Origin of the sequence: Algibacter aquimarinus, assembly GCF_039543265.1 — a bacterium.
Lineage (GTDB): Bacteria > Bacteroidota > Bacteroidia > Flavobacteriales > Flavobacteriaceae > Algibacter_B > Algibacter_B aquimarinus.
Genome location: NZ_BAABJK010000004.1, coordinates 757,561 through 778,321, shown reverse-complemented (window position 1 = coordinate 778,321; position 20,761 = coordinate 757,561). Strand labels below are relative to the sequence as shown.

At 34.4% G+C, this 20,761-nt stretch carries 19 protein-coding genes and 1 riboswitch; all 19 genes read left to right on the top strand.

From position 1 onward, the window contains the following. Positions 1-4: 4 nt before the first annotated feature. The 19 genes from ABD939_RS06285 (at position 5) to ABD939_RS06195 (ending at position 20,760) form a co-directional block, all read left to right on the top strand. Positions 5-466 (top strand): hypothetical protein, encoded by a 462-nt coding sequence (locus ABD939_RS06285; protein ID WP_345165861.1) that lies wholly within the window; start codon positions 5-7, stop codon positions 464-466. Positions 467-748: 282 nt separating this feature from the next. Continuing rightward, positions 749-1,915: a trans-sulfuration enzyme family protein gene (locus tag ABD939_RS06280; RefSeq protein ID WP_425550279.1), complete on the top strand. Its 1,167-nt coding sequence runs from the start codon at positions 749-751 to the stop codon at positions 1,913-1,915. A 176-nt stretch (positions 1,916-2,091) separates the two neighbouring features. Then, complete coding sequence (locus ABD939_RS06275; protein ID WP_345165859.1) at positions 2,092-3,084, top strand: polysaccharide lyase family 7 protein; 993 nt, start codon at positions 2,092-2,094, stop codon at positions 3,082-3,084. Between the two features lie 105 nt (positions 3,085-3,189). Beyond that, complete coding sequence (locus tag ABD939_RS06270) at positions 3,190-4,491, top strand: BamA/TamA family outer membrane protein (RefSeq protein ID WP_345165857.1); 1,302 nt, start codon at positions 3,190-3,192, stop codon at positions 4,489-4,491. Positions 4,492-4,541: 50 nt separating this feature from the next. Beyond that, a complete protein-coding gene (locus ABD939_RS06265; RefSeq protein WP_345165855.1) occupies positions 4,542-4,955 on the top strand; it encodes an RrF2 family transcriptional regulator in 414 nt (137 codons plus the stop codon). Positions 4,956-5,115: 160 nt separating this feature from the next. Next, a complete protein-coding gene (locus tag ABD939_RS06260) occupies positions 5,116-5,379 on the top strand; it encodes a DUF2061 domain-containing protein (RefSeq protein WP_345165852.1) in 264 nt (87 codons plus the stop codon). 14 nt (positions 5,380-5,393) lie between these two features. Continuing rightward, on the top strand, positions 5,394-6,014 hold the full coding sequence (locus ABD939_RS06255) for a phosphoadenosine phosphosulfate reductase domain-containing protein (RefSeq protein ID WP_425550283.1): 621 nt from the start codon (positions 5,394-5,396) through the stop codon (positions 6,012-6,014). Positions 6,015-6,024: 10 nt separating this feature from the next. Next, positions 6,025-6,930 carry a sulfate adenylyltransferase subunit CysD gene (gene cysD / locus ABD939_RS06250; RefSeq protein WP_345165847.1) on the top strand — a complete coding sequence of 302 codons (906 nt, stop codon included), beginning with the start codon at positions 6,025-6,027 and terminating at the stop codon, positions 6,928-6,930. Positions 6,931-6,978: 48 nt separating this feature from the next. Then, entirely contained in the window at positions 6,979-8,226 is a 1,248-nt protein-coding gene (locus tag ABD939_RS06245) for a sulfate adenylyltransferase subunit 1 (protein WP_345165844.1), read from the top strand. A 13-nt stretch (positions 8,227-8,239) separates the two neighbouring features. Further along, on the top strand, positions 8,240-10,345 hold the full coding sequence (locus ABD939_RS06240; RefSeq protein ID WP_345165842.1) for a HEPN domain-containing protein: 2,106 nt from the start codon (positions 8,240-8,242) through the stop codon (positions 10,343-10,345). A gap of 9 nt (positions 10,346-10,354) precedes the next feature. Beyond that, positions 10,355-11,116 carry a uroporphyrinogen-III C-methyltransferase gene (gene cobA / locus ABD939_RS06235; protein WP_345165839.1) on the top strand — a complete coding sequence of 254 codons (762 nt, stop codon included), beginning with the start codon at positions 10,355-10,357 and terminating at the stop codon, positions 11,114-11,116. Positions 11,117-11,119: 3 nt separating this feature from the next. Beyond that, positions 11,120-11,704 carry a precorrin-2 dehydrogenase/sirohydrochlorin ferrochelatase family protein gene (locus tag ABD939_RS06230; RefSeq protein WP_345165837.1) on the top strand — a complete coding sequence of 195 codons (585 nt, stop codon included), beginning with the start codon at positions 11,120-11,122 and terminating at the stop codon, positions 11,702-11,704. A gap of 1 nt (position 11,705) precedes the next feature. Further along, on the top strand, positions 11,706-12,761 hold the full coding sequence (locus tag ABD939_RS06225) for an NAD(P)/FAD-dependent oxidoreductase (RefSeq protein WP_345165834.1): 1,056 nt from the start codon (positions 11,706-11,708) through the stop codon (positions 12,759-12,761). Positions 12,762-12,885: 124 nt separating this feature from the next. Beyond that, positions 12,886-13,629 (top strand): serine O-acetyltransferase EpsC, encoded by a 744-nt coding sequence (gene epsC, locus ABD939_RS06220; RefSeq protein ID WP_345165831.1) that lies wholly within the window; start codon positions 12,886-12,888, stop codon positions 13,627-13,629. Next, the gene (gene cysM, locus ABD939_RS06215) at positions 13,613-14,503 is read left to right on the top strand and encodes a cysteine synthase CysM (RefSeq protein ID WP_345165828.1); all 891 of its coding nucleotides are present in this window, start codon (positions 13,613-13,615) and stop codon (positions 14,501-14,503) included. Before epsC ends, cysM begins: the two co-directional genes overlap by 17 nt. 68 nt (positions 14,504-14,571) lie before the next feature. Further along, a riboswitch (SAM riboswitch) is annotated at positions 14,572-14,682 on the top strand. Positions 14,683-14,732: 50 nt separating this feature from the next. Continuing rightward, positions 14,733-15,746, top strand: a complete 1,014-nt coding sequence (locus tag ABD939_RS06210) for a homocysteine S-methyltransferase family protein (protein WP_345165825.1) — start codon at positions 14,733-14,735, stop codon at positions 15,744-15,746. Between the two features lie 107 nt (positions 15,747-15,853). Continuing rightward, complete coding sequence (gene metH / locus ABD939_RS06205) at positions 15,854-18,526, top strand: methionine synthase (RefSeq protein ID WP_345165822.1); 2,673 nt, start codon at positions 15,854-15,856, stop codon at positions 18,524-18,526. A 145-nt stretch (positions 18,527-18,671) separates the two neighbouring features. Then, complete coding sequence (gene metF / locus ABD939_RS06200) at positions 18,672-19,625, top strand: methylenetetrahydrofolate reductase [NAD(P)H] (RefSeq protein ID WP_345165819.1); 954 nt, start codon at positions 18,672-18,674, stop codon at positions 19,623-19,625. Positions 19,626-19,662: 37 nt separating this feature from the next. Continuing rightward, complete coding sequence (locus ABD939_RS06195; protein WP_345165816.1) at positions 19,663-20,760, top strand: acyloxyacyl hydrolase; 1,098 nt, start codon at positions 19,663-19,665, stop codon at positions 20,758-20,760. The last annotated feature ends 1 nt before the right edge of the window (position 20,761 follow it).

The window sequence follows — 20,761 nt, the reverse complement described above, 5'->3', positions numbered from 1 at the left end:
AAATATGAAAAAAGCAACCTTTGGATTAATTTTAATATTTCTCACTTTGTTTTCTTCTTGTAATAAAGAGAAAATTTTGGAACTAAATACTCGAATCGCTGAGCTTGAAATTCAAAATAAAAAACTCGTTGATTCGATTTCTAAATCGGCGTATAATAAAGTTTTAAATTCGAATATTATCGGGCTGACTGCTAAGTCTGAGTTTATTATACACGAAGAAAGTGAAGTGAAATTCTGTTTTAACTATCTTGAAAAGTTGCCGAATTATGATGTTTATACAACTACTAGGGATGGTAAACTTGATAAGCTGATTTACGAAAGCCTCACAGATAATGAATTCATATATAATTTTATTCCAGAAAAAGTAGGAAAGTACAATATTAAGTTGGTAGCTGTTTTTAAAATTAATAACAAAGAAAATGAAGAAATACAGGTTCCAACAAATTTATATGTTAGCGTAAAATAATCAAAAGATTAAATAGACCTGACAGGTCTTATTGAAATCTCGCGTTTTAAATAAATTAAAGCGTATGAGTGCCCCTCCTTGGAGGGGTTAGGGGTGGGTTAATAGAACTAAAGCTTACAAAAAATAAGCTTAGGTTTAAAACTAAACCCCAGCAAACAAGTGCATTAGGGATTGCAGAGGAAAGCCCACAGCCCGACGAAGGAGGTGCGAGGACTTGGAACGGAAAGCCCGACCCGAAAGGGGAATGCCCAAATAATTAAAAATTAAAAAAAAAGAATTAAAGTGAGCCATAAAAAATTTGAAACCGACGCGATAAGAACGCAGAGTGAAAGATCTCAATTTTCGGAACATTCTGTACCCCTGTACTTAACGTCGGGGTTTGTATTTGACGATGCGGAGGACATGAGAGCTTCTTTCGCGGAGGAAAAACAGCGCGATTTATACAGCCGATACAGCAACCCGAATGTAAACGAATTTGTAGATAAAGTGTGCGCGATGGAAGGCGCAGAGGCGGGTTTTGCGTTTGCGAGTGGTATGGCTGCGGTGTTTTCTACATTTGCGACCTTGCTGGATGCTGGCGACCATGTGGTGTCTTGTAGCTCGGTATTTGGTGCAACTCATGGGTTGTTTACTAAATACTTCCCAAAGTGGAATATTGAATGTTCGTATTTTAGTATTAATGATGTTGAAGCAATTGAGGATTTAATTCAACCCAATACCAAGTTTATTTATGCAGAAACGCCAACAAATCCTGGGGTTGATGTTTTAGATATGGAAGCGCTGAGTGCTATTTGTAAAAAGCACGATTTGCTGTTGGTAATTGATAATTGTTTTGCAACACCGTATTTACAAAACCCGATAAAGTTTGGGGCAGATTTGGTAATTCATTCGGCTACGAAATTAATGGACGGCCAAGGGCGTGTTTTAGGTGGTGTTACGGTTGGTAGAGCGGACTTGATTCGCGAGATTTATTTGTTTTCTAGATTAACAGGGCCAGCTATGAGTCCGTTTAATGCTTGGGTGTTGTCAAAATCTTTGGAAACTTTGGCGATTCGTGTTGAAAAGCATTGTGAAAATGCTTTAAAATTAGCAGAATATTTGCAAGCGCACCCTAAAGTTAAATGGGTGAAATATCCGTTTTTGAAGTCGCACCCAAAATATGATATCGCTAAAAAACAGATGAAGCTTGGTGGTAATATTGTAGCTTTTGAAGTGGAAGGTGGTTTAGATGGTGGTAGAACGTTTTTGAATGCTATTAAAATGTGTTCACTTTCGGCTAACTTAGGAGATACGAGAACTATTGTAACACATCCTGCAAGTACTACGCACGCAAAAGTTGAACCTGAAGTGAAAGCTGCTGCTGGTATTACGAATGGTATGGTGCGTGTTTCCGTTGGATTGGAACATGTTGATGATATTATTACTGATTTGGAGCAGGCTTTGGGGTAAGCTTTATTAATTCATTTAAATCAATACTGGATTTTTAGTTTACTAGTTTTCTATTTGGATGAAAATTGGATAGATTTTTATGGTTGAAATTCATGTTTTCAGTGATTTATAAGGATTTTTTTAAATTGGTTAACCAATTTTGATTTTAAGTTCCTATTTTTGTAAAAAAACATGTTATGAAGAAAATAGTATATATTTTTTCCCTTTTAGTGGTGTCTACTTTTTTAATATGCTGCAGTAGTTCTGAGCCAACAGATGATAAGGAGGTTGAACAAGAAGAAATAGGAGAAACAGAAAATCCAGATACAACAACAAATCCTCAAGCCTTAGATCCGAACAAAACCCCTTCTGAAAACTTTGATTTGTCAACATGGAATTTAAGCATCCCAGAAAATGAAGGAGATGGTACATCACTAAATATTGCCGTTGCGGAACTTAATAACAAATACGAAAACAATAAATATTTCTATACTTCAGATGATGGTGGTATGGTATTTAAATGTCCTGTTGATGGTTTTAAAACATCCACAAATACAAGCTACACACGTGTAGAATTTCGCGAAATGTTAAGAGGTACTAATACTGGTATAAAAGCTCAGGGTGTAACTAAAAATAATTGGGTGTTTGGTACAGCTCCTCAGACTGATAAAAATGCAGCATTTGGTTACGATGGTGAAATGAATGCTACACTAGCTGTAAATTATGTAACTACAACAGGAAATAGTAATCAGGTTGGTAGAGTAATTATTGGGCAAATACATGCCAATGATGATGAACCCATACGTTTATACTACAGAAAGTTACCAAACAACGCACTTGGATCAATCTACTTTGCACACGAACCTACACCAGGTAGAGGTGATGAACAATGGCATGAAATGATTGGTTCGAGAAGCAGTAGTGCCTCAAATCCCTCAGACGGCATTGCACTTAATGAAAAATTTAGCTACAGAATAAAAACAGTTGGAGACGTACTAACGGTTATTATTTTCAGAGAAGGAAAAGATAATGTTGTCAAAACGATTAATATGGTGAATAGTGGGTTTAATGTTGGAGGGCAATACATGTATTTTAAGGCAGGAGTTTATAACCAAAATAATTCAGGCGATGCAGACGATTTTGTTCAAGCTACGTTTTATGCTTTAGATAAATCGCATACTACATCTTAACTTTCTCTTAAACAGATTATTTATGAAACAATTTTTTCTAATTTGAAATAATAATTCTTCATCAAGTAATTTCTTTTTAACTATCTCGACTTACAATTAAAAAAAATGATTGTGATATCGAGATATAAAAGTATTTTTATAATTCTTCTATTAGTTTGCTCTAGTCTTCAAAGTTTTGCTCAAACCAAATTCAAGGTAGAAAGTTTAAATTTTGAAGGCCTAAAAAAAACCAAAGCAAGTTTCTTAACACGAATTTCCAAAGTAAAAGCAGGTCAAGAAATCGATAGTGTTATTGTAGTAACAGACATAGAACGTTTCAAACGTTTAGATGGTATAGCGTTTGCTGATTACAAAGTTGAATTTGTTGGTGATGCAGGTTATAAAATTACATATATAGTTGAAGAGAATTTTAGTATTATTCCTGGTGTTAGAGTAGGGCAAGCAGCGGATGATAGTTTTTCGTATAGATTTTCAGCATTTGAATTTAACGGTTTAGGAAGAAATATAATTTTTGGAGGCTTTTTTAAAAAGGAAGTTTTTAATGCTTTTGGTGTGTTTCTAGAACACCCATATTTGTTTACAAACAAGTTAGGTTTAGGAATTAATTATATGGACGATAGTTCGCAACAACCTATTTTTTTCGACCCAAATAATAGTGATAATACCACAGATTTTATTTTTAGTAATAAAGGCTTTGAAACGATATTATTTTATGAGTTGAATTTTAATAATAGGTTTGAGTTTGGTGTTAGAACATCTGAAGAAGATTATATTTTATTAGGAGAACAAGATGCGGGTGAAAGTAATATAGCGCAACCAAATATTAAAAGAACAGCATTTAGAGGTTCTCACGAATATGTAGATTTAGATATTCAATACCAAAATGTTTCAGGATTTAGAAATCTTTTTGAAGCAACTGTATTCAATAAAAGTAATGCACTACTGCAAACAGATTTCATTATAAATAATACAACTCAATATTTTAAAAGAATTGGCATTAAGGGTAATTTTGCAAGCCAACTACAATTACAATTTAGTAACCCAATAGAAAATAGTGCTTTCGCCCCATTAATAATAGATAACCAATTAAACACACGAGGTGTTGGAAATATTGTTGATAGAGGTTCTGCTATTGTTAGTTTAAATAGTGAATATAGACACACGCTTTTAGAAAAAGGTTGGTTCGTTTTACAAGGCAATAGTTTTTTGGATGTAAGTGGTGTACAACGAGCAGATGCTAATTTTAATGATACCTTTTCTAAAAATACAACCCGAATCTATTCTGGTTTAGGAGTACGCTTTATTCATAAATATATCTTTAATGCTGTTTTACGTTTTGATTATGGGATTAATTTAACAGGAAATGGAGGTAATGGATTTGTATTTGGAATAGGACAGTATTTTTAAATGTTTCTTTAGTTTTAGTGTGCAAAAACTAAATTATCTATATTAGCATAATGCTATCTAAAAAAACCAAATACGGACTAAAAGCACTAACTTATATCGCAAGAAGCAAGGACGATATGCCAGTTCGTGTAAGCGTTATTGCCAAAAGCGAACAAATACCTCAAAAGTTTTTAGAAAGTATTTTACTCACACTTCGTAAAGCAGGAATTTTAGGTTCAAAAAAAGGAAAACACGGAGGCTATTATTTAAGAAATGAACCTTCTGAAATTAAAATGACTGATGTGATGCGTGTTCTTGAAGGTCCTATTGCCATGGTACCTTGCGTAAGCTTAAATTATTATGAAAAATGTGATGATTGCCCTGATGAAAACTTGTGTAGCGTTCACAAACTCATGATACAAGTTCGAGATAATACCCTTAGCGTATTTAGAAATACTACTTTAGAGGATTTATCCAATGAATAATTCTCATTATTCAGCTTTTTTTCTTCTATTCTTTTCGAATTAAACTAAATTTTATTTCATTATTCTAAAAAGTTGTTAAATCTCTTTTTTGTGTTGTATAATATATTACATTTGTAATCCCTAGTAAATTGATAGGAATAATATATTTAAATTATTTAAGATGATTATAGATACAGTTTTAAATAGAAATGCTAAAGTTGAAAAAGTTTCAGCTAAAAAAGGAAAATCTGAAAAAATCAAGCGTAGTCTAGCTAAAACTATTAGTTGGAGAATTATTGGAACTTTAGATACCTTGGCTTTATCTTGGTTAATTACTGGAGAAGCATCAACAGCAGTAGCAATTGCTTCTGTAGAGTTTGTATCTAAAATGATTTTGTATTTCTTTCACGAACGTGCTTGGAATACTATCAAATGGGGAAAATAATTAGACAAGAGACCATGTTTACAAACAATCAAATAGAGGAATTAAATAAAAGCTTTAAGAAAGCAACGCCGGCTGAAATTATTCAGAAGGCCTTTGAGCTTAATGAAAAAGCAGTTGTAACAACTAATTTTAGACCTTACGAAGCGGCTATACTACATGCTGTTAGTATAATAGAAGCTAATATTCCTGTGGTTTGGTGTGATACAGGTTATAATACACCACAAACCTATAAACACGCAGAACAAGTCATTAAAGATTTAAACTTAAATGTGTCTTTATATGTGCCAAAACAAACATCTGCACACAGAGATGTGGTTATGGGGATTCCTAGTATTGATGCTCCAGAGCATGCTTTGTTTACAGAGCAAGTAAAGCTTGAGCCTTTTAAAAGAGCAATGAAAGAGCATAAGCCAAACGTATGGTTTACAAATTTGCGTCAAGGGCAAACAGCATTTAGAAATAGTATTGGTATTTTTAGTTTAAGTAAAGATGGTGTTTTAAAAGTAAGTCCGTTTTACTATTGGTCTGATGAAAAATTAGATATCTATTTAGAAGAAAACAACCTATCAAACGAATTTAAATACTTTGATCCAACAAAAGCATTAGAAAATAGAGAGTGTGGTTTACACGCTTAAATAAGATATTATGAAAAAAGATACATCACATATCAATTCGCTCGAAAACGAAGCGATTTATATCATGAGAGAAGTTGCAGCACAGTTTGAAAAACCTGTATTGTTATTCTCTGGAGGGAAAGATTCAATTACTTTGGTAAGATTAGCTGTGAAAGCTTTCTATCCTGCAAAAGTACCTTTTCCTTTAATGCATATTGATACTGGGCATAACTTCCCTGAAACTATAGAATTCAGAGATCGTTTATGTAAAGAATTAGGTTTAGAGCTTATTGTAAGAAATGTGCAAGATTCTATCGATCAAGGTAAAGTAAAAGAAGAATCTGGACGTTACGCAAGTAGAAATATGTTGCAAACTACAACATTATTAGATGCTTTAGAAGAATTTAAATTTGATGCAGCTATAGGGGGAGCAAGACGAGACGAAGAGAAGGCAAGAGCAAAAGAGCGTATTTTTTCTGTACGTGATGATTTCGGACAATGGGATGAGAAAAACCAAAGACCGGAATTGTTTGATATGTTGAATGGAGAAATAGATCATGGCCAAAATGTACGTGTATTTCCAATTTCAAACTGGACAGAGTTAGACGTTTGGTCTTACATAGAAAGAGAAAATATTGAAATTCCGTCTATTTATTTTGCACACAAACGCAAAGTGTTTTTAAGAGACGGTATGATTTGGTCTGCTGAAGATGGTATTGTTTATAGAGATGAAAATGAAGAAGTAATTGAAGAAATGGTGCGTTTTAGAACTGTTGGCGATATGAGTTGTACAGCTGCTGTATTATCTGACGCTGTATCCATAAATAAAGTCGTTGAAGAAATTAGAGATTCTTCAATATCAGAACGCGGTGCTCGTATTGATGACAAACGCTCTGAAGCCGCAATGGAAAAACGTAAACAACAAGGTTATTTCTAAAAACAAATCAACAAAAAACAATCCTTCTTTAGAAGGTTATCATATAAAATGGAAGTATTAAAAATAGCAACAGCAGGAAGTGTAGATGATGGAAAAAGTACGTTAATAGGGCGTATTCTTTATGATACAAAATCCTTAACTACAGATAAGTTAGAAGCCATTGAAAAAACGAGTAAACAAAGAGGATACGATTACTTAGATTTTTCTTTAGCCACGGATGGTTTAGTTGCCGAAAGAGAACAAGGTATTACTATTGATGTTGCACATATTTATTTTTCAACGAAAAAGAAAAGTTACATCATTGCAGATACACCTGGCCATGTCGAGTATACCAGAAACATGGTTACAGGAGCATCAACATCTCAAGCATCAATCATCTTAATTGATGCGAGAAAAGGTGTTATTGAGCAAACCAATCGACACTTTTTCATCAATAACTTATTAAGAGTAAAAGATATAGTAGTTGCCATTAATAAAATGGATTTGGTAGATTACTCTGAAGAAGTTTACAATAAGATTAAAGCTGATTTTTCTGAATTGATGAGTAAAAGAGATTATCAAGATCAAAAAATCACATTCATTCCTGTAAGTGCTTTAAAGGGAGATAATGTTGTAAATAAATCTGAATCAATGCCTTGGTATGAAGGTGAAGCATTATTGGAACATTTAGAGCAATTAGACAAAGCAGATATTTTCAATGCTGGTACACCACGTTTCCCTGTGCAATATGTAATTCGTCCAAAAACGGAAGATTTTCATGATTACAGAGGATATGCTGGAAAAGTATATGGTGGCGATTTAACTGTTGGTGATGATATTATTGTGCTACCATCTAAAACGCGTTCAAAAATTAAAGATATTTATTTCTATGATGAAAAGTATGAAACGGCATCAAGACGATCATCGGTAACCATCACTTTAGAAAATGATATTAATGTAAGTCGTGGCGACATGATTGTTAAAGAAAACGATTTACCAACGATTGATAAACAATTTACAGCCAATGTATGTTGGATGGATTCAGATGAGTTAAACCCTGGAGGAAAGTATATTGTTCAACATGGAATTAATAAAGTATTGGCCAAAGTAGATCGAATCAATCATAAAATTAATCCAGATTATTCAGGTATTGAAAAGGATGTTACTGGTTTAGGTATTAATGATATTGCTTCAGTAACATTTAAATTGAACAAGCCTATTTTTTACGATCAGTTTAAAAATCATAGAACTAATGGGTCTTTTATTTTAATTGATGCACAGTCAAATAATACGGTTGGAGCCGGATTTATCCAATAAAAAGAAAAAGAAGATGAGAAGTTTCGAAACAGAAATAGAAAATCCGATAGTCCAAAAAGACATTATAGAATTAGCTCAAAAAATTGAGTTGTTTCATAATGGTAAAATCGACGAGGAAAAATTTAGAAGTTTGCGTTTAGCACGTGGTGTTTACGGTCAGCGTCAGGAAGGCGTACAAATGATTCGTATAAAAGTGCCTTACGGTAAGTTGAAGAGCAACCAATTACGTAGAATTGCTGCGGTTTCTGATGAATATTCAAGAGGACGATTACACATTACTACGCGTCAAGATATTCAAATTCACTATGTGGATTTAAACAGAACGCCTGAGCTTTGGGCAGAGTTAGAAAAAGATGATGTTACCGTTCGTGAAGCTTGTGGAAACGTGGTAAGAAATGTAACAGCTTCTGAAACTGCAGGTATTGATGTTGATGAACCTTTTGATGTATCGCCTTATGCAGATGCGTTATATAAATTCTTTTTACGTAACGCTATCTGTCAAGAAATGGGACGTAAATTTAAAGTGTCTTTTTCGTCTACTGATGAAGATACAGGTTTATCTTATTTGCACGACATAGGTTACATTGCTAAAGTAAAGAATGGTGTTCGTGGTTTTAAAGTTATGGTGGGAGGTGGCCTAGGTTCTCAACCACGTCATGCAGATGTGTTGTTTGATTTTGTAGAGACAGATAAAATCATTCCAATAATGGAAGGTGTTTTACGTGTTTTCGACCGTTACGGCGAGCGTAAAAGTCGTGCCAAAGCGCGCATGAAATTTTTAGTAAAAGATATCGGATTAGAAGCGTTTAGAGATTTGATAGCTGAAGAGCAAAAAGCGATTGAATTTAAAAGTGTAGCTATTGATGCGGATGCTTACGTTGCTTCTACACCAGTTGAGATTGCTGATATTCCTGAAGTAACAATTAAAGATCAAAAAGCCTTTGAAACTTGGAAGTCGACTAACCTAATTCCTCAAAAACAGGAAGGTTATGTAGCCATAGGTATAAAGGTTTTATTAGGTGATTTTTATACAGATAAAGCACGTTTATTGGCTGATTTAGTTGATAAATACGGAGCTGGAGAAGTACGTTTAACATTACGCCAAAACATAGTAATTCCTTTTGTAAAAAGAGAATTAGTGCCATTTTTCTATACAGAATTAGAAAAATTAGGTTTCGTTGAGGCAGGTTATAATAAAGCTGTTGATATTACAGCTTGTCCAGGTACAGATACCTGTAATTTAGGTATTGCAAGTAGTACAGGAATTGCTGTGGAATTAGAGCGTGTTATTAAAGCGGAATACCCACAATATTTAAAAAACGAAGATCTTGTTATTAAGATTAGTGGTTGTATGAATGCTTGTGGACAGCACAATATGGCAAATATTGGTTTTCAAGGCATGACGGTTCGTACACCAGATAAGTTGGTTGCACCTGCATTACAAGTTTTACTTGGAGGAGGAAATAAAGGCGATGGAAATGCAACGTTTGCAGATAAAGTAGTAAAAGTGCCAAGTAAAAGAGGGCCAGAAGCATTACGTAGAATCTTAAATGATTTTGAAGCGAATGCTAACGGAAAACAGTTTGTTGAATACTACCAAGAAAAAGGCGAAAAATATTTCTACGATTTCTTAAATGATTTACAAGATGCTACAAATTTAACCCAAGCCGATTTTATCGATTGGGGCGAAGATGAAAAATACGTTAAGGAGATTGGAATTGGAGAATGTGCAGGGGTAGTTATCGATTTAATTGCAACGTTGTTTTTTGAAAGTGAAGAGAAAATTGATAATGCAAAAGAATCTTTTCAAAACGGTGTGTATTCCGGAGCTATTTATTTAGCATACCAATCTTTAGTTAATTCTGCAAAAGCATTATTGCTAGCAGAAAACATGAAGACCAATACCCATGCAGGAATTATAAAAGACTTTGACGAGTTATTTATTACTAGTGGAAGAATAGATTTAGGGACATCTTTCTCTGAAATGATATATCAAATTAATAAATTTGCACCAACAGCAGAATTTGCAACAAAGTATATTGACAATGCAAATCAGTTTTTAGGTAAAGTTAGAGCTTACAGAGCTCTGGAAACTCAACTAGAAAAGGAAGCTGTTTAAAATATATAAATGAGTTTAATAATCCCTAAATTAACGGTTGTAGGTGCGGGTCCGGGAGACGAAGATTTAATAACCTTAAAAGCAATTAAGGCTATTGAATCTGCTGATGTTATTCTTTACGATGCGTTAATCAACGAGTCTTTATTAAAGTATGCTTCCAAAGATGCAGAACTTATTTTTGTAGGGAAACGTAGGGGTTGTTATGCATTTCAGCAAGAACAGATTAATGATTTAATTGTTTCAAAAGCCAAAGAAAAAGGACATGTAGTGCGATTAAAAGGAGGCGATCCCTTTATTTTTGGTCGTGGTGCTGAGGAAATTGATTATGTACGTCAGTTTGGTTTAGAAACATATATGGTTCCTGGTATTTCGTCGCCAATGGCAGTGCCTGCATATCAAGGTATTCCGTTAACAAAACGTGGTGCATCCGAAAGTTTTTGGGTAATTACAGGTACAACTAAAAAGCATCAACTATCAGGAGATGTTGCTCTTGCAGCAAAATCTACAGCTACGGTTGTGATTTTAATGGGCATGGGTAAGCTTTCTAAAATCGTTGCTATTTTTTCAAAAGAAAATAGACAAGATACTGCAATAGCTATCATTCAAAATGGTACAAGAGCTAATGAAAACGTAGGCATTGGAACCATCGACACAATTGAAAAGATAGTAGAAGAGCAGCAACTAGCAAACCCAGCAATTATAATTATTGGTGATGTAGTGAAAGAAAGAGCAATACTAAGTTCAATTTATAGTAAAGTTTATAAGGAATAAATTATGGAAAGAAATAATTTGTATCCTATTTTTTTGAAAGTTAAAAGCTTGAATGTGTTGATTGTTGGAGGTGGAAATGTAGCTGAAGAAAAACTAACATTCTTATTAAAATCTAGTCCAGATGCCCACGTAACTATGGTATCGCCTATGTTTCGAGAAGGTACTAGAAAGCTTGCTCAAAAAGGCTGTGTAACATTAGTTGATGATGTTTACAAAAAAAAGTATTTAATTGGCAAGCATATGGTTGTAGCTACGACAGATATTCCTGAAGTAAATGTTCAGGTTTGGAAAGATTGTCGTGCTGAGGCTAAATTGGTAAACGTAGCTGATAACCCTCCATATTGCGATTTTTATATGGGAGGTATAGTTACAAAAGGCAATGTTAAAGTAGCTATAAGTACGAACGGAAAATCGCCAACAACGGCCAAACGTTTGCGACAGTTTTTTGAAGATGTCATTCCTGAAAATGTAGACGATTTAGTGAAAAATTTAAACGAGTACAGAAAAACAATAAAAGGTGATTTTGAAGAAAAAGTAGAAACACTAAACGAATTCACAAAAGGATTAATAGAAAAAAAAGAATCTTAAAATGATTAAGACAGATATAATTATAATTGGCGCGGGGCCTACAGGGTTATTTACTGTATTCGAAGCAGGATTATTAAAATTAAAATGTCATTTAATTGACGCATTACCACAACCTGGTGGACAATGTTCAGAATTGTATCCAAAAAAACCTATTTATGATATTCCTGGCTTTCCAGAAATTTTAGCCGGAGATTTAACTGATAATTTGTTAGAGCAAGGAAAACAGTTTGAGCCTGGGTTTACTTTAGGTGAGCGCGCTGAGACTGTTGAAAAGCAAGATGACGGTACTTTTATTGTAACTACAAATAAAGGTACTAAACATCAAGCACCAGTTGTGGCAATTGCAAGTGGTTTAGGAAGTTTTGAACCTAGAAAACCTCAACTTGAAAACCTTGCTAAGTACGAGGATAAAGGTGTGGAATACATGATTAAGGAACCAGAAATGTACCGTGATAAAAACGTAGTTATTGCTGGTGGTGGTGATTCTGCTTTAGATTGGAGTATCTTTTTAGCTGATGTAGCAAAAAGTGTAACATTAATACACAGACGTAACGAATTTAGAGGGCATTTAGATTCTGTAGAAAAGGTTCAGGAACTAAAGAATGAGGGCAAAATTAAATTGATTACACCTGCTGAGGTTACTGATATTTTAGGAGATGGTAAGGTTGAAGCTTTAGAGATTACCAAAAAAGATGAAGAACCAATTAGGTTTGAAACCGATCATTTTATTCCTTTATTTGGGTTGTCTCCAAAATTAGGACCTATTGCTAATTGGGGATTAGATATTGAGAAAAATGCCATTAAGGTTAATAATGCTCTGGATTATCAAACTAATATTCCTGGTATTTTTGCTATTGGAGATGGTAATTACTATCCAGGAAAATTAAAATTGATATTGTGTGGTTTTCATGAGGCAACGATAATGTGTCAAGCAGCATATAAAATTATTAATCCAGGTAAGAAATTTGTATTAAAATACACAACGGTAAGTGGCGTTAATGGTTTTGATGGTACGAGAAAAGAAGCACCAAAAGCGGTTGTACAAGCTATAAATTAAAATTTAATTTATATAAATAATTAAACAATCCCGTGTGTTTCTTTAAAAACTGCGGGATTTATTATTTAGTAAAACTCGATTATTCAGGGATTAGTTTTATTTTTATCAATTGAAATTTTGAAGGATGAAAAGTTATAATGTTTGCTTAAAAGATACTGCTAAAACATTCACAAAAAGATTGTTTTATTCTTTGTTCGATTGTGAACAAGAAGAGGTACATGAGGATTATTTGGAGAAAACATTTCTTAAAATAGTTTCGAAATTAGATATAGAAAATGGTAGTGAAATTTGGAGTGTTTTTAAAAAACAACTTCCAGATATTAGAAAAAAGTTGGACTTGGATGCTATTGCTTTTGAAAGGAACGACCCAGCGTCACACTCCTTAGCGGAAATTTATATGGCATATCCTGGTTTTTATGCTATTTCTATTTACAGATTAAGTCATGCGCTACACAAATTGGGTGTTTATATTTTACCTAGAATGATGAGTGAATATGTGCACGGGGTAACAGGAGTTGACATTCATCCGGGAGCTAATATTGGAGAGTCATTTTATATTGACCACGGAACGGGAATTGTAATTGGCGAGACATCTATTATTGGAAAAAATGTAAAAATTTATCAAGGTGTAACTTTAGGAGGAATTTCGATATCTAAAAGTATGGCATCCACAAAAAGACATCCAACCATTGAAGATAATGTATGTATTTATGCCAACGCAACTATTTTAGGGGGCGATATTGTAATTGGTGCAGGAAGTACAATTGGAGCTAATGTTTGGATTACAGAATCTGTTCCAGAAAACTCGTTAGTAACGTATCAAACAGAAATAAAAATAAGACCGAAAAAGAATGGCATACGAGAATAGTATAATTGGCCAGATTGGAAATACGCCATTAGTTGAGGCAACACATCTTTTAAATAAAAAAGGCGTGCGTTTGTTTTTAAAATTAGAAGGCAATAACCCTGGTGGAAGTGTAAAAGACAGGCCTGCGTTTAATATGATTAGTGAAGCCCTAAAACGCGGCGATATTAAAAAAGGAGGCACTTTAGTAGAAGCTACTAGCGGAAATACAGGGATTGCTTTGGCTTTTATTTCGAAGCTTTTAGGTTTGAATATGGTGCTTATAATGCCTGAGAATTCCACCGAAGAGCGTGTAAAAACGATGCGTGCCTATGGTGCTGAAGTTATCTTAACACCTGCGGATGTTGGTATTGAGGGGTCTAGAGATTTAGCGTTTAAGTTAAGAGATGAAAAAGGTTACACACTTTTAAATCAGTTTGAAAACGATGATAACTGGAAAGCCCATTATAAAACCACGGGACCTGAAATTTGGAGAGATACCGAAGGTAAGATTACACATTTTGTAGCCACAATGGGTACCACAGGAACTATTATGGGGACATCTCGATTTTTAAAGGAGCAAAATCCAGATATTCAAATTGTGGGTGCACAACCTGCTGATGGAGCCAGAATTCCAGGTATTAGAAAATGGTCACCAGATTATGTGCCTAAGTTTTTCGATCGCTCAAGAGTAGATACAGTAATAGATGTGTCAGAAGAAGATGCGAAATCAACTACTATAAAATTAGCCAAAGAAGAGGGTGTTTTTGCAGGCATGAGTAGTGGCGGATCGATGTATTGTGCTTTAAAAACCGCAGAATCAATTAACGAAGGTGTAATCGTTGCAATTATTTGTGATAGAGGTGATCGTTATTTGTCATCGTCATTGTTTGAATAAAAAGATAAATTTTTAAGGATAAGAAAAATATAGTTGTTATTTTTGTCCTCAGTTCATAAACGTACTAAAAGTTATCAAGAAAGGTAGAGGGATTAGACCCGATGAAACCTTGGCAACCCTTTATCTTTTAAAGAAGGTGCTAAATTCTACTAATACAATTTGTATTGGAAAGATAACGAAAAGTGAATTCCATACTTTTCTTGATGACATTTTAGATAACAAATAAAAAATGTCAAACATACATAAAGCTTTACAAGAGCGAATTTTAGTTTTAGACGGTGCCATGGGTACCATGCTACAAGCGTATAAATTTACTGAGGAAGATTTTAGAGGCGAACGCTTTAAAGATTATCCAACACCACTACAGGGTAATAACGATTTGTTGTCGCTCACCCAGCCAGAAGCTATTAAAACCATTCATGGTAAGTATTTTGAGGTTGGCGCAGATATTGTGGAAACCAATACCTTTTCGGGAACTACCATTGCTATGGCCGATTACCAAATGGAAGATTTGGTATATGAGTTAAATTACGAGTCGGCTAAAATAGCTAGAGAAGTAGCTGATGAATTTACAGCTAAAGAACCACACAAACCGCGTTTTGTTGCAGGTTCTATTGGGCCAACAAACCGTACAGCAAGCATGTCGCCAGATGTAAACGATCCTGGATATCGTGCCGTAACTTTTGATGAATTACGTATTGCATACAAGCAGCAAATTGAAGCATTAGTAGATGGTGGTGTAGATTTATTACTAGTTGAAACCGTGTTTGATACGTTAAATGCTAAAGCCGCTTTGTTTGCTATTGAAGAGGTGAAGGCAGAACGTAATATTGATATTCCAATCATGTTAAGTGGTACGATTACAGATGCTTCTGGAAGAACCTTATCCGGACAAACAGCCGAGGCTTTTTTAATTTCGGTATCGCATGTACCATTGTTGTCTGTTGGGTTTAATTGTGCTTTAGGTGCAAATTTATTACAACCGCATTTAGAGGCGATTGCTAATAAAACAGACTTTGCTATTTCTGCACATCCAAACGCTGGTTTACCTAATGCTTTTGGAGAATACGATGAAACGCCAGAAGAAATGGGTGCACAAATTGAAGAATATTTAAAGAAAAATTTAATAAATATTATTGGAGGTTGTTGTGGTACGAGTCCCGAACATATTAAGGTAATTGCAGATATTGCGGCTAAGTATAAACCGCGTCGTTATGCTGAAGTTGTTTCAACATCGCATTAAATAAAAATGAGACCTGTGGGGTTTCAAAAATCCAAACAGGTATTAGTTATATAGAAAAGAATAATTTTAGAAAATATATCCCTTCTTTGGGCTAGCGGCTTTTAATAATGAAAGTAAAACAAACCAAATACATGAAATTGTCGGGGTTAGAACCACTAATCCTAAACGAAAACAGCAATTTTATAAATGTAGGAGAGCGTACTAATGTTGCGGGATCTCGAAAGTTTCTGCGTTTGATTAAAGAAGAAAAATTTGATGAGGCATTAGACATCGCAAGGCATCAAGTAGATGGTGGCGCACAAATTGTCGACATTAATATGGATGATGGTTTGATTGATGGAAAAGAAGCCATGGTACGTTTTCTAAACTTAATTGCTGCAGAGCCAGATATTTGTCGTGTTCCTATGATGATCGATTCCTCAAAATGGGAAATCATTGAAGCAGGTCTTCAAGTTGTGCAAGGAAAATGCGTTGTAAATTCTATTTCACTTAAAGAAGGCGAAGAAAAGTTTATTTGGGAAGCTACTCAAATTAAGCGATACGGTGCAGCAGTAATCGTTATGGCATTTGATGAAGTTGGGCAAGCCGATAATTACGAGCGCCGCATAGAAATAGCAAAACGCTCGTATGATATTTTAGTGCATAAAGTTGGTTTTCCTTCAGAAGATATCATATTCGATTTAAATATTTTTCCCGTAGCAACAGGAATGGAAGAACACCGCAGAAACGCTATAGATTTTATTGAAGCCACACGATGGGTTCGTGAAAACCTAGAAAACGTTTCGGTTAGTGGCGGTGTAAGCAACGTATCCTTTTCGTTTAGAGGAAACAATACCGTTCGCGAAGCTATGCACTCTGTGTTTTTGTATTATGCCATACAAAACGGTATGAATATGGGTATTGTAAATCCTGCCATGTTGGAGGTTTACGATGATATTCCAAAAGATTTATTAGAGCATGTTGAGGATGTCATTTTAGATAGGCGTGACGATGCAACCGAACGGCTATTAGATTTTGCCGAAACAGTAAAAGGTTCAGCAAAAGAACGAACAGTTGATTTATCGTGGCGCGAAAACCCATTACAAGATAGAATTACACATGCTTTAGTAAAAGGACTTGATGCCTTTATTATTGAAGATATTGAGGAGGCAAGATTAGCTGCAAAGAAACCTATTGAAGTTATTGAAGGGAACTTAATGATAGGTATGAATGTGGTGGGCGATTTATTTGGCGCAGGCAAAATGTTTTTGCCTCAAGTAGTAAAATCTGCCCGTGTGATGAAAAAGGCAGTAGGGTATTTAAATCCGTTTATTGAGGCTGAAAAATCAGATAAGTCGGAGCCTGTTGGCAAAATACTAATGGCAACCGTAAAAGGCGATGTGCACGATATTGGTAAAAACATTGTAAGTGTTGTACTAGCTTGTAATAACTACGAAATCGTAGATTTAGGTGTTATGGTGCCACCTGAAAAAATTATTGAAACTGCTATTAAAGAGCGTGTAGATGCTATTGGATTGTCTGGGTTAATTACACCATCACTTGATGAAATGGTGTATTTAGCAAAGGAGATGCAAAATAAAAATTTAGAAGTACCACTATTAATTGGCGGTGCTACAACATCAAAAGCACATACAGCAGTAAAGATTGATACGCAATACAAAAATGCAGTAGTGCATGTAAACGATGCATCACGAGCCGTAACGGTTGTTGGCGATTTGTTAAATAAGAAAACATCAAACGCTTATGTGGCGAAGATGAAAGCTGATTATGATGAATTCCGTACTAAGTTTTTAAAGCGTGGTAAAGAGAAATCGTATATCTCTATAGAAGAAGCGAGAAAAAGAAAATATAAAATTGATTGGAATTCTTCTGAAATTGTAAAACCTAATGAATTAGGAGTTCAAGTGTTGAAACAATTGAGTTTAAAAGAGTTGTTACCGTTTATAGATTGGAGTCCGTTTTTTAGAAGTTGGGATTTACATGGTAAATATCCAGATATTTTAACGGATAAGGTGGTTGGTGATCAAGCCACACATTTGTTTAAAGATGCTCAGGACATGGTTCAGCAAATAATAGCCAAACAATCTTTAAAACCAAAAGCAGTTTTTGGATTATTTGAAGCAAATTCAATTAATGAAGATGATATTTCTGTTCAGAAAAAAGGTGAAGAAATTGCCGTTTTTAGAACATTGCGTCAGCAATTAAAAAAACGAGAAGGAATTCCAAATCATGCTTTAGCTGATTTTGTTGCCCCAAAAGCGTCTGGTAAAACAGATTACATGGGTGCATTTTGTGTGGGGATTTTTGGAGCACAGGAATTGGCTGATAGTTACAGAACTAAAGATGATGATTATAATGCGATTATGGCTCAGGCTATAGCAGACCGTTTTGCTGAAGCTTTTGCAGAGTATTTGCATAAACAAATAAGAACAAAACATTGGGGCTATGCGGCTGATGAAGATTTAACAAACCAAGATTTAATTAAGGAGAGTTATAAAGGTATTCGTCCTGCACCTGGTTATCCTGCGTGCCCTGACCATTTAGAAAAGGAAACGATTTGGCAACTGTTGGAAGTTGAGAAATTAATAGGTGTAACGTTAACAGAAAGTTTAGCGATGTGGCCAGCGGCAGCAGTATCAGGTTATTATTTTGCGAATCCAGAATCGAAATATTTTGGTTTAGGCAAAATTACAGATGATCAATTAACTGATTATGCAGAGAGAAAAGGCATTGACAAAAGTAAAGCTAGAAAATGGTTACACCCTAATTTGGCGGAATAACCCGCGTTAGGGATTGCAGAGAAAAGCCCACAGCCCGATGAAAGAGGTGCGAGGACTTGTAACGGAAAGCCCGACCCTTGTGGTAACGCCCAAAAAATAAATATAGAAGAGGTTTCGCTATAGCGATAATGACAAATAATAATAGATGAAAGTAACAGAGCACATAAAACAAGCGAACGGTAAAACATTGTTTTCGTTTGAGATTATTCCACCTAAAAAAGGAAAGAATATTCAGGAATTATATAACAATATAGATCCTTTGATGGAATTTGAGCCACCTTTTATTGATGTAACAACTTCTAGAGAGGAGTTTGTTTATATTGAAAAAGAGGGGCTATTTGATAGAAAGATAACAAGAATGCGACCTGGGACTTTAGGTATTTGCGCCGCAATAAAGCATAAATATAATGTAGATACTGTGCCTCACGTGCTTTGTGGTGGTTTTACTAAAGAAGAAACAGAGTATTTGTTAGTAGATTGCCATTACTTAGGCATTAATAATGTTATGGCTTTACGTGGTGATGCCATGAAAGGTGAACAATATTTTAAAGCTACAAAAGGAGGGCATTCTTATGCTACACAACTTGTAAGTCAAATACAGAATTTAAATTCGGGAAGGTATTTACATGATGTTATAGATGTTGATGATAAAGCAGATTTTTGTATTGGTGTAGCTGGTTACCCAGAGAAGCATTTAGAGGCACCATCAATGAAAACTGATTTAAAGCGCTTGAAAGAAAAGGTTGAAGCAGGTGCAGATTATGTTGTAACACAGATGTTTTTTGATAATCAGAGGTATTTTGACTTTGTTGAGGCTGCAAAAAAAGAAGGGATTAATGTGCCTATAATTCCGGGCATTAAACCTATTGCTGTAAATAGACATTTACAATTGTTACCACAAGTTTTTAAAATTGATTTGCCTGAATCTTTAATTACAGAAGTTTACAAATGTAAAGATAATAAGCAGGTAAGACAGGTTGGAGTTGAATGGTGCATTCAGCAATCTAAAGAATTACTAGATGCTGGTGTTCCCGTATTGCATTATTATTCAATGGGTAAAAGTGATAATATAAAAGCTATTGCTTCGGCATTGTTTTAATAATTCTTTTACATTTGTTGAATAAGCAAATCTACCAATGCGGTTACTTTTTTTCTGTGTATTTTTTATTAGTTACTTTCTATCTTTTTCACAAGAAAATGAGGCTAATTCGTATTTCGATTTAAGTTACTATAAAGGGAATATTGCACTTCATAATAACGATATTCTACATTTAATTAAAGGTCATCCTGAAGGTTATATTTTAAGTTGGAATAAAAAAACAAATGGCTCTGAAGCGTGGCAAGAGCGCTATAATTACCCCGAATTAGGCACCACATTTATTTACCAAAACATGAAGAATGATGTTCTGGGAAATGTATCATCTTTGTATGCTCATTATAACTTTTATTTCTTTAATAGGAACTTGATGTTCCGTGTTGGACAAGGGTTAGCTTATACTGATAATCCTTACGATAAAGCTGAAAACTTCAGAAATATTGCATATGGATCTAAATTAATGAGTAGTACCTTTATGATGTTAAATTATAAAAAGGAACGAATTATTAACAGATTTGGCGTTCAAGCTGGTTTTTCTTTAATTCATTATTCTAATGCTAATTTTAAAGCACCAAACGCAAGTACAAACACCATTGCTTTTAATTTGGGGGTAACCTATAATTTAAATGAAGAAGATTCTCAATTTGAGGAAAATTTAGATGACGATGATAGATCATTCACCCAACCTATAAAATATAACATAGCATTCAGGTTTGGTCTTAATGAGAGTGATGTTGTTGATAGCGGACAATTTCCTTTCTACATATTTTCAGCTTATGCAGACAAAAGAATTAATAGAAAAAGCGCTTTGCAGTTTGGAACAGATGTTTTCTTCTCTAGATTTTTAAAAGAATTAATATTTTATCAAAGTGTCGCAGGTCTTGGCGAAAACGTAACAGGAGATGAAGATTATAAAAGGGTAGGTATGTTTGTAGGGCATGAGTTATTTATTAATAAAACATCATTAGTAACGCAGTTAGGGTATTATGTATATTACCCATTTGATTTTGAAGGTCGCACTTATGTTCGTGTTGGTTTAAAACGTTATATAAATAATAAATGGTTTGGAGCTTTAACGTTAAAATCACATGGGTTTAAAGCTGAAGCTGTAGAATTTGGAATTGGAATTAGATTATAAA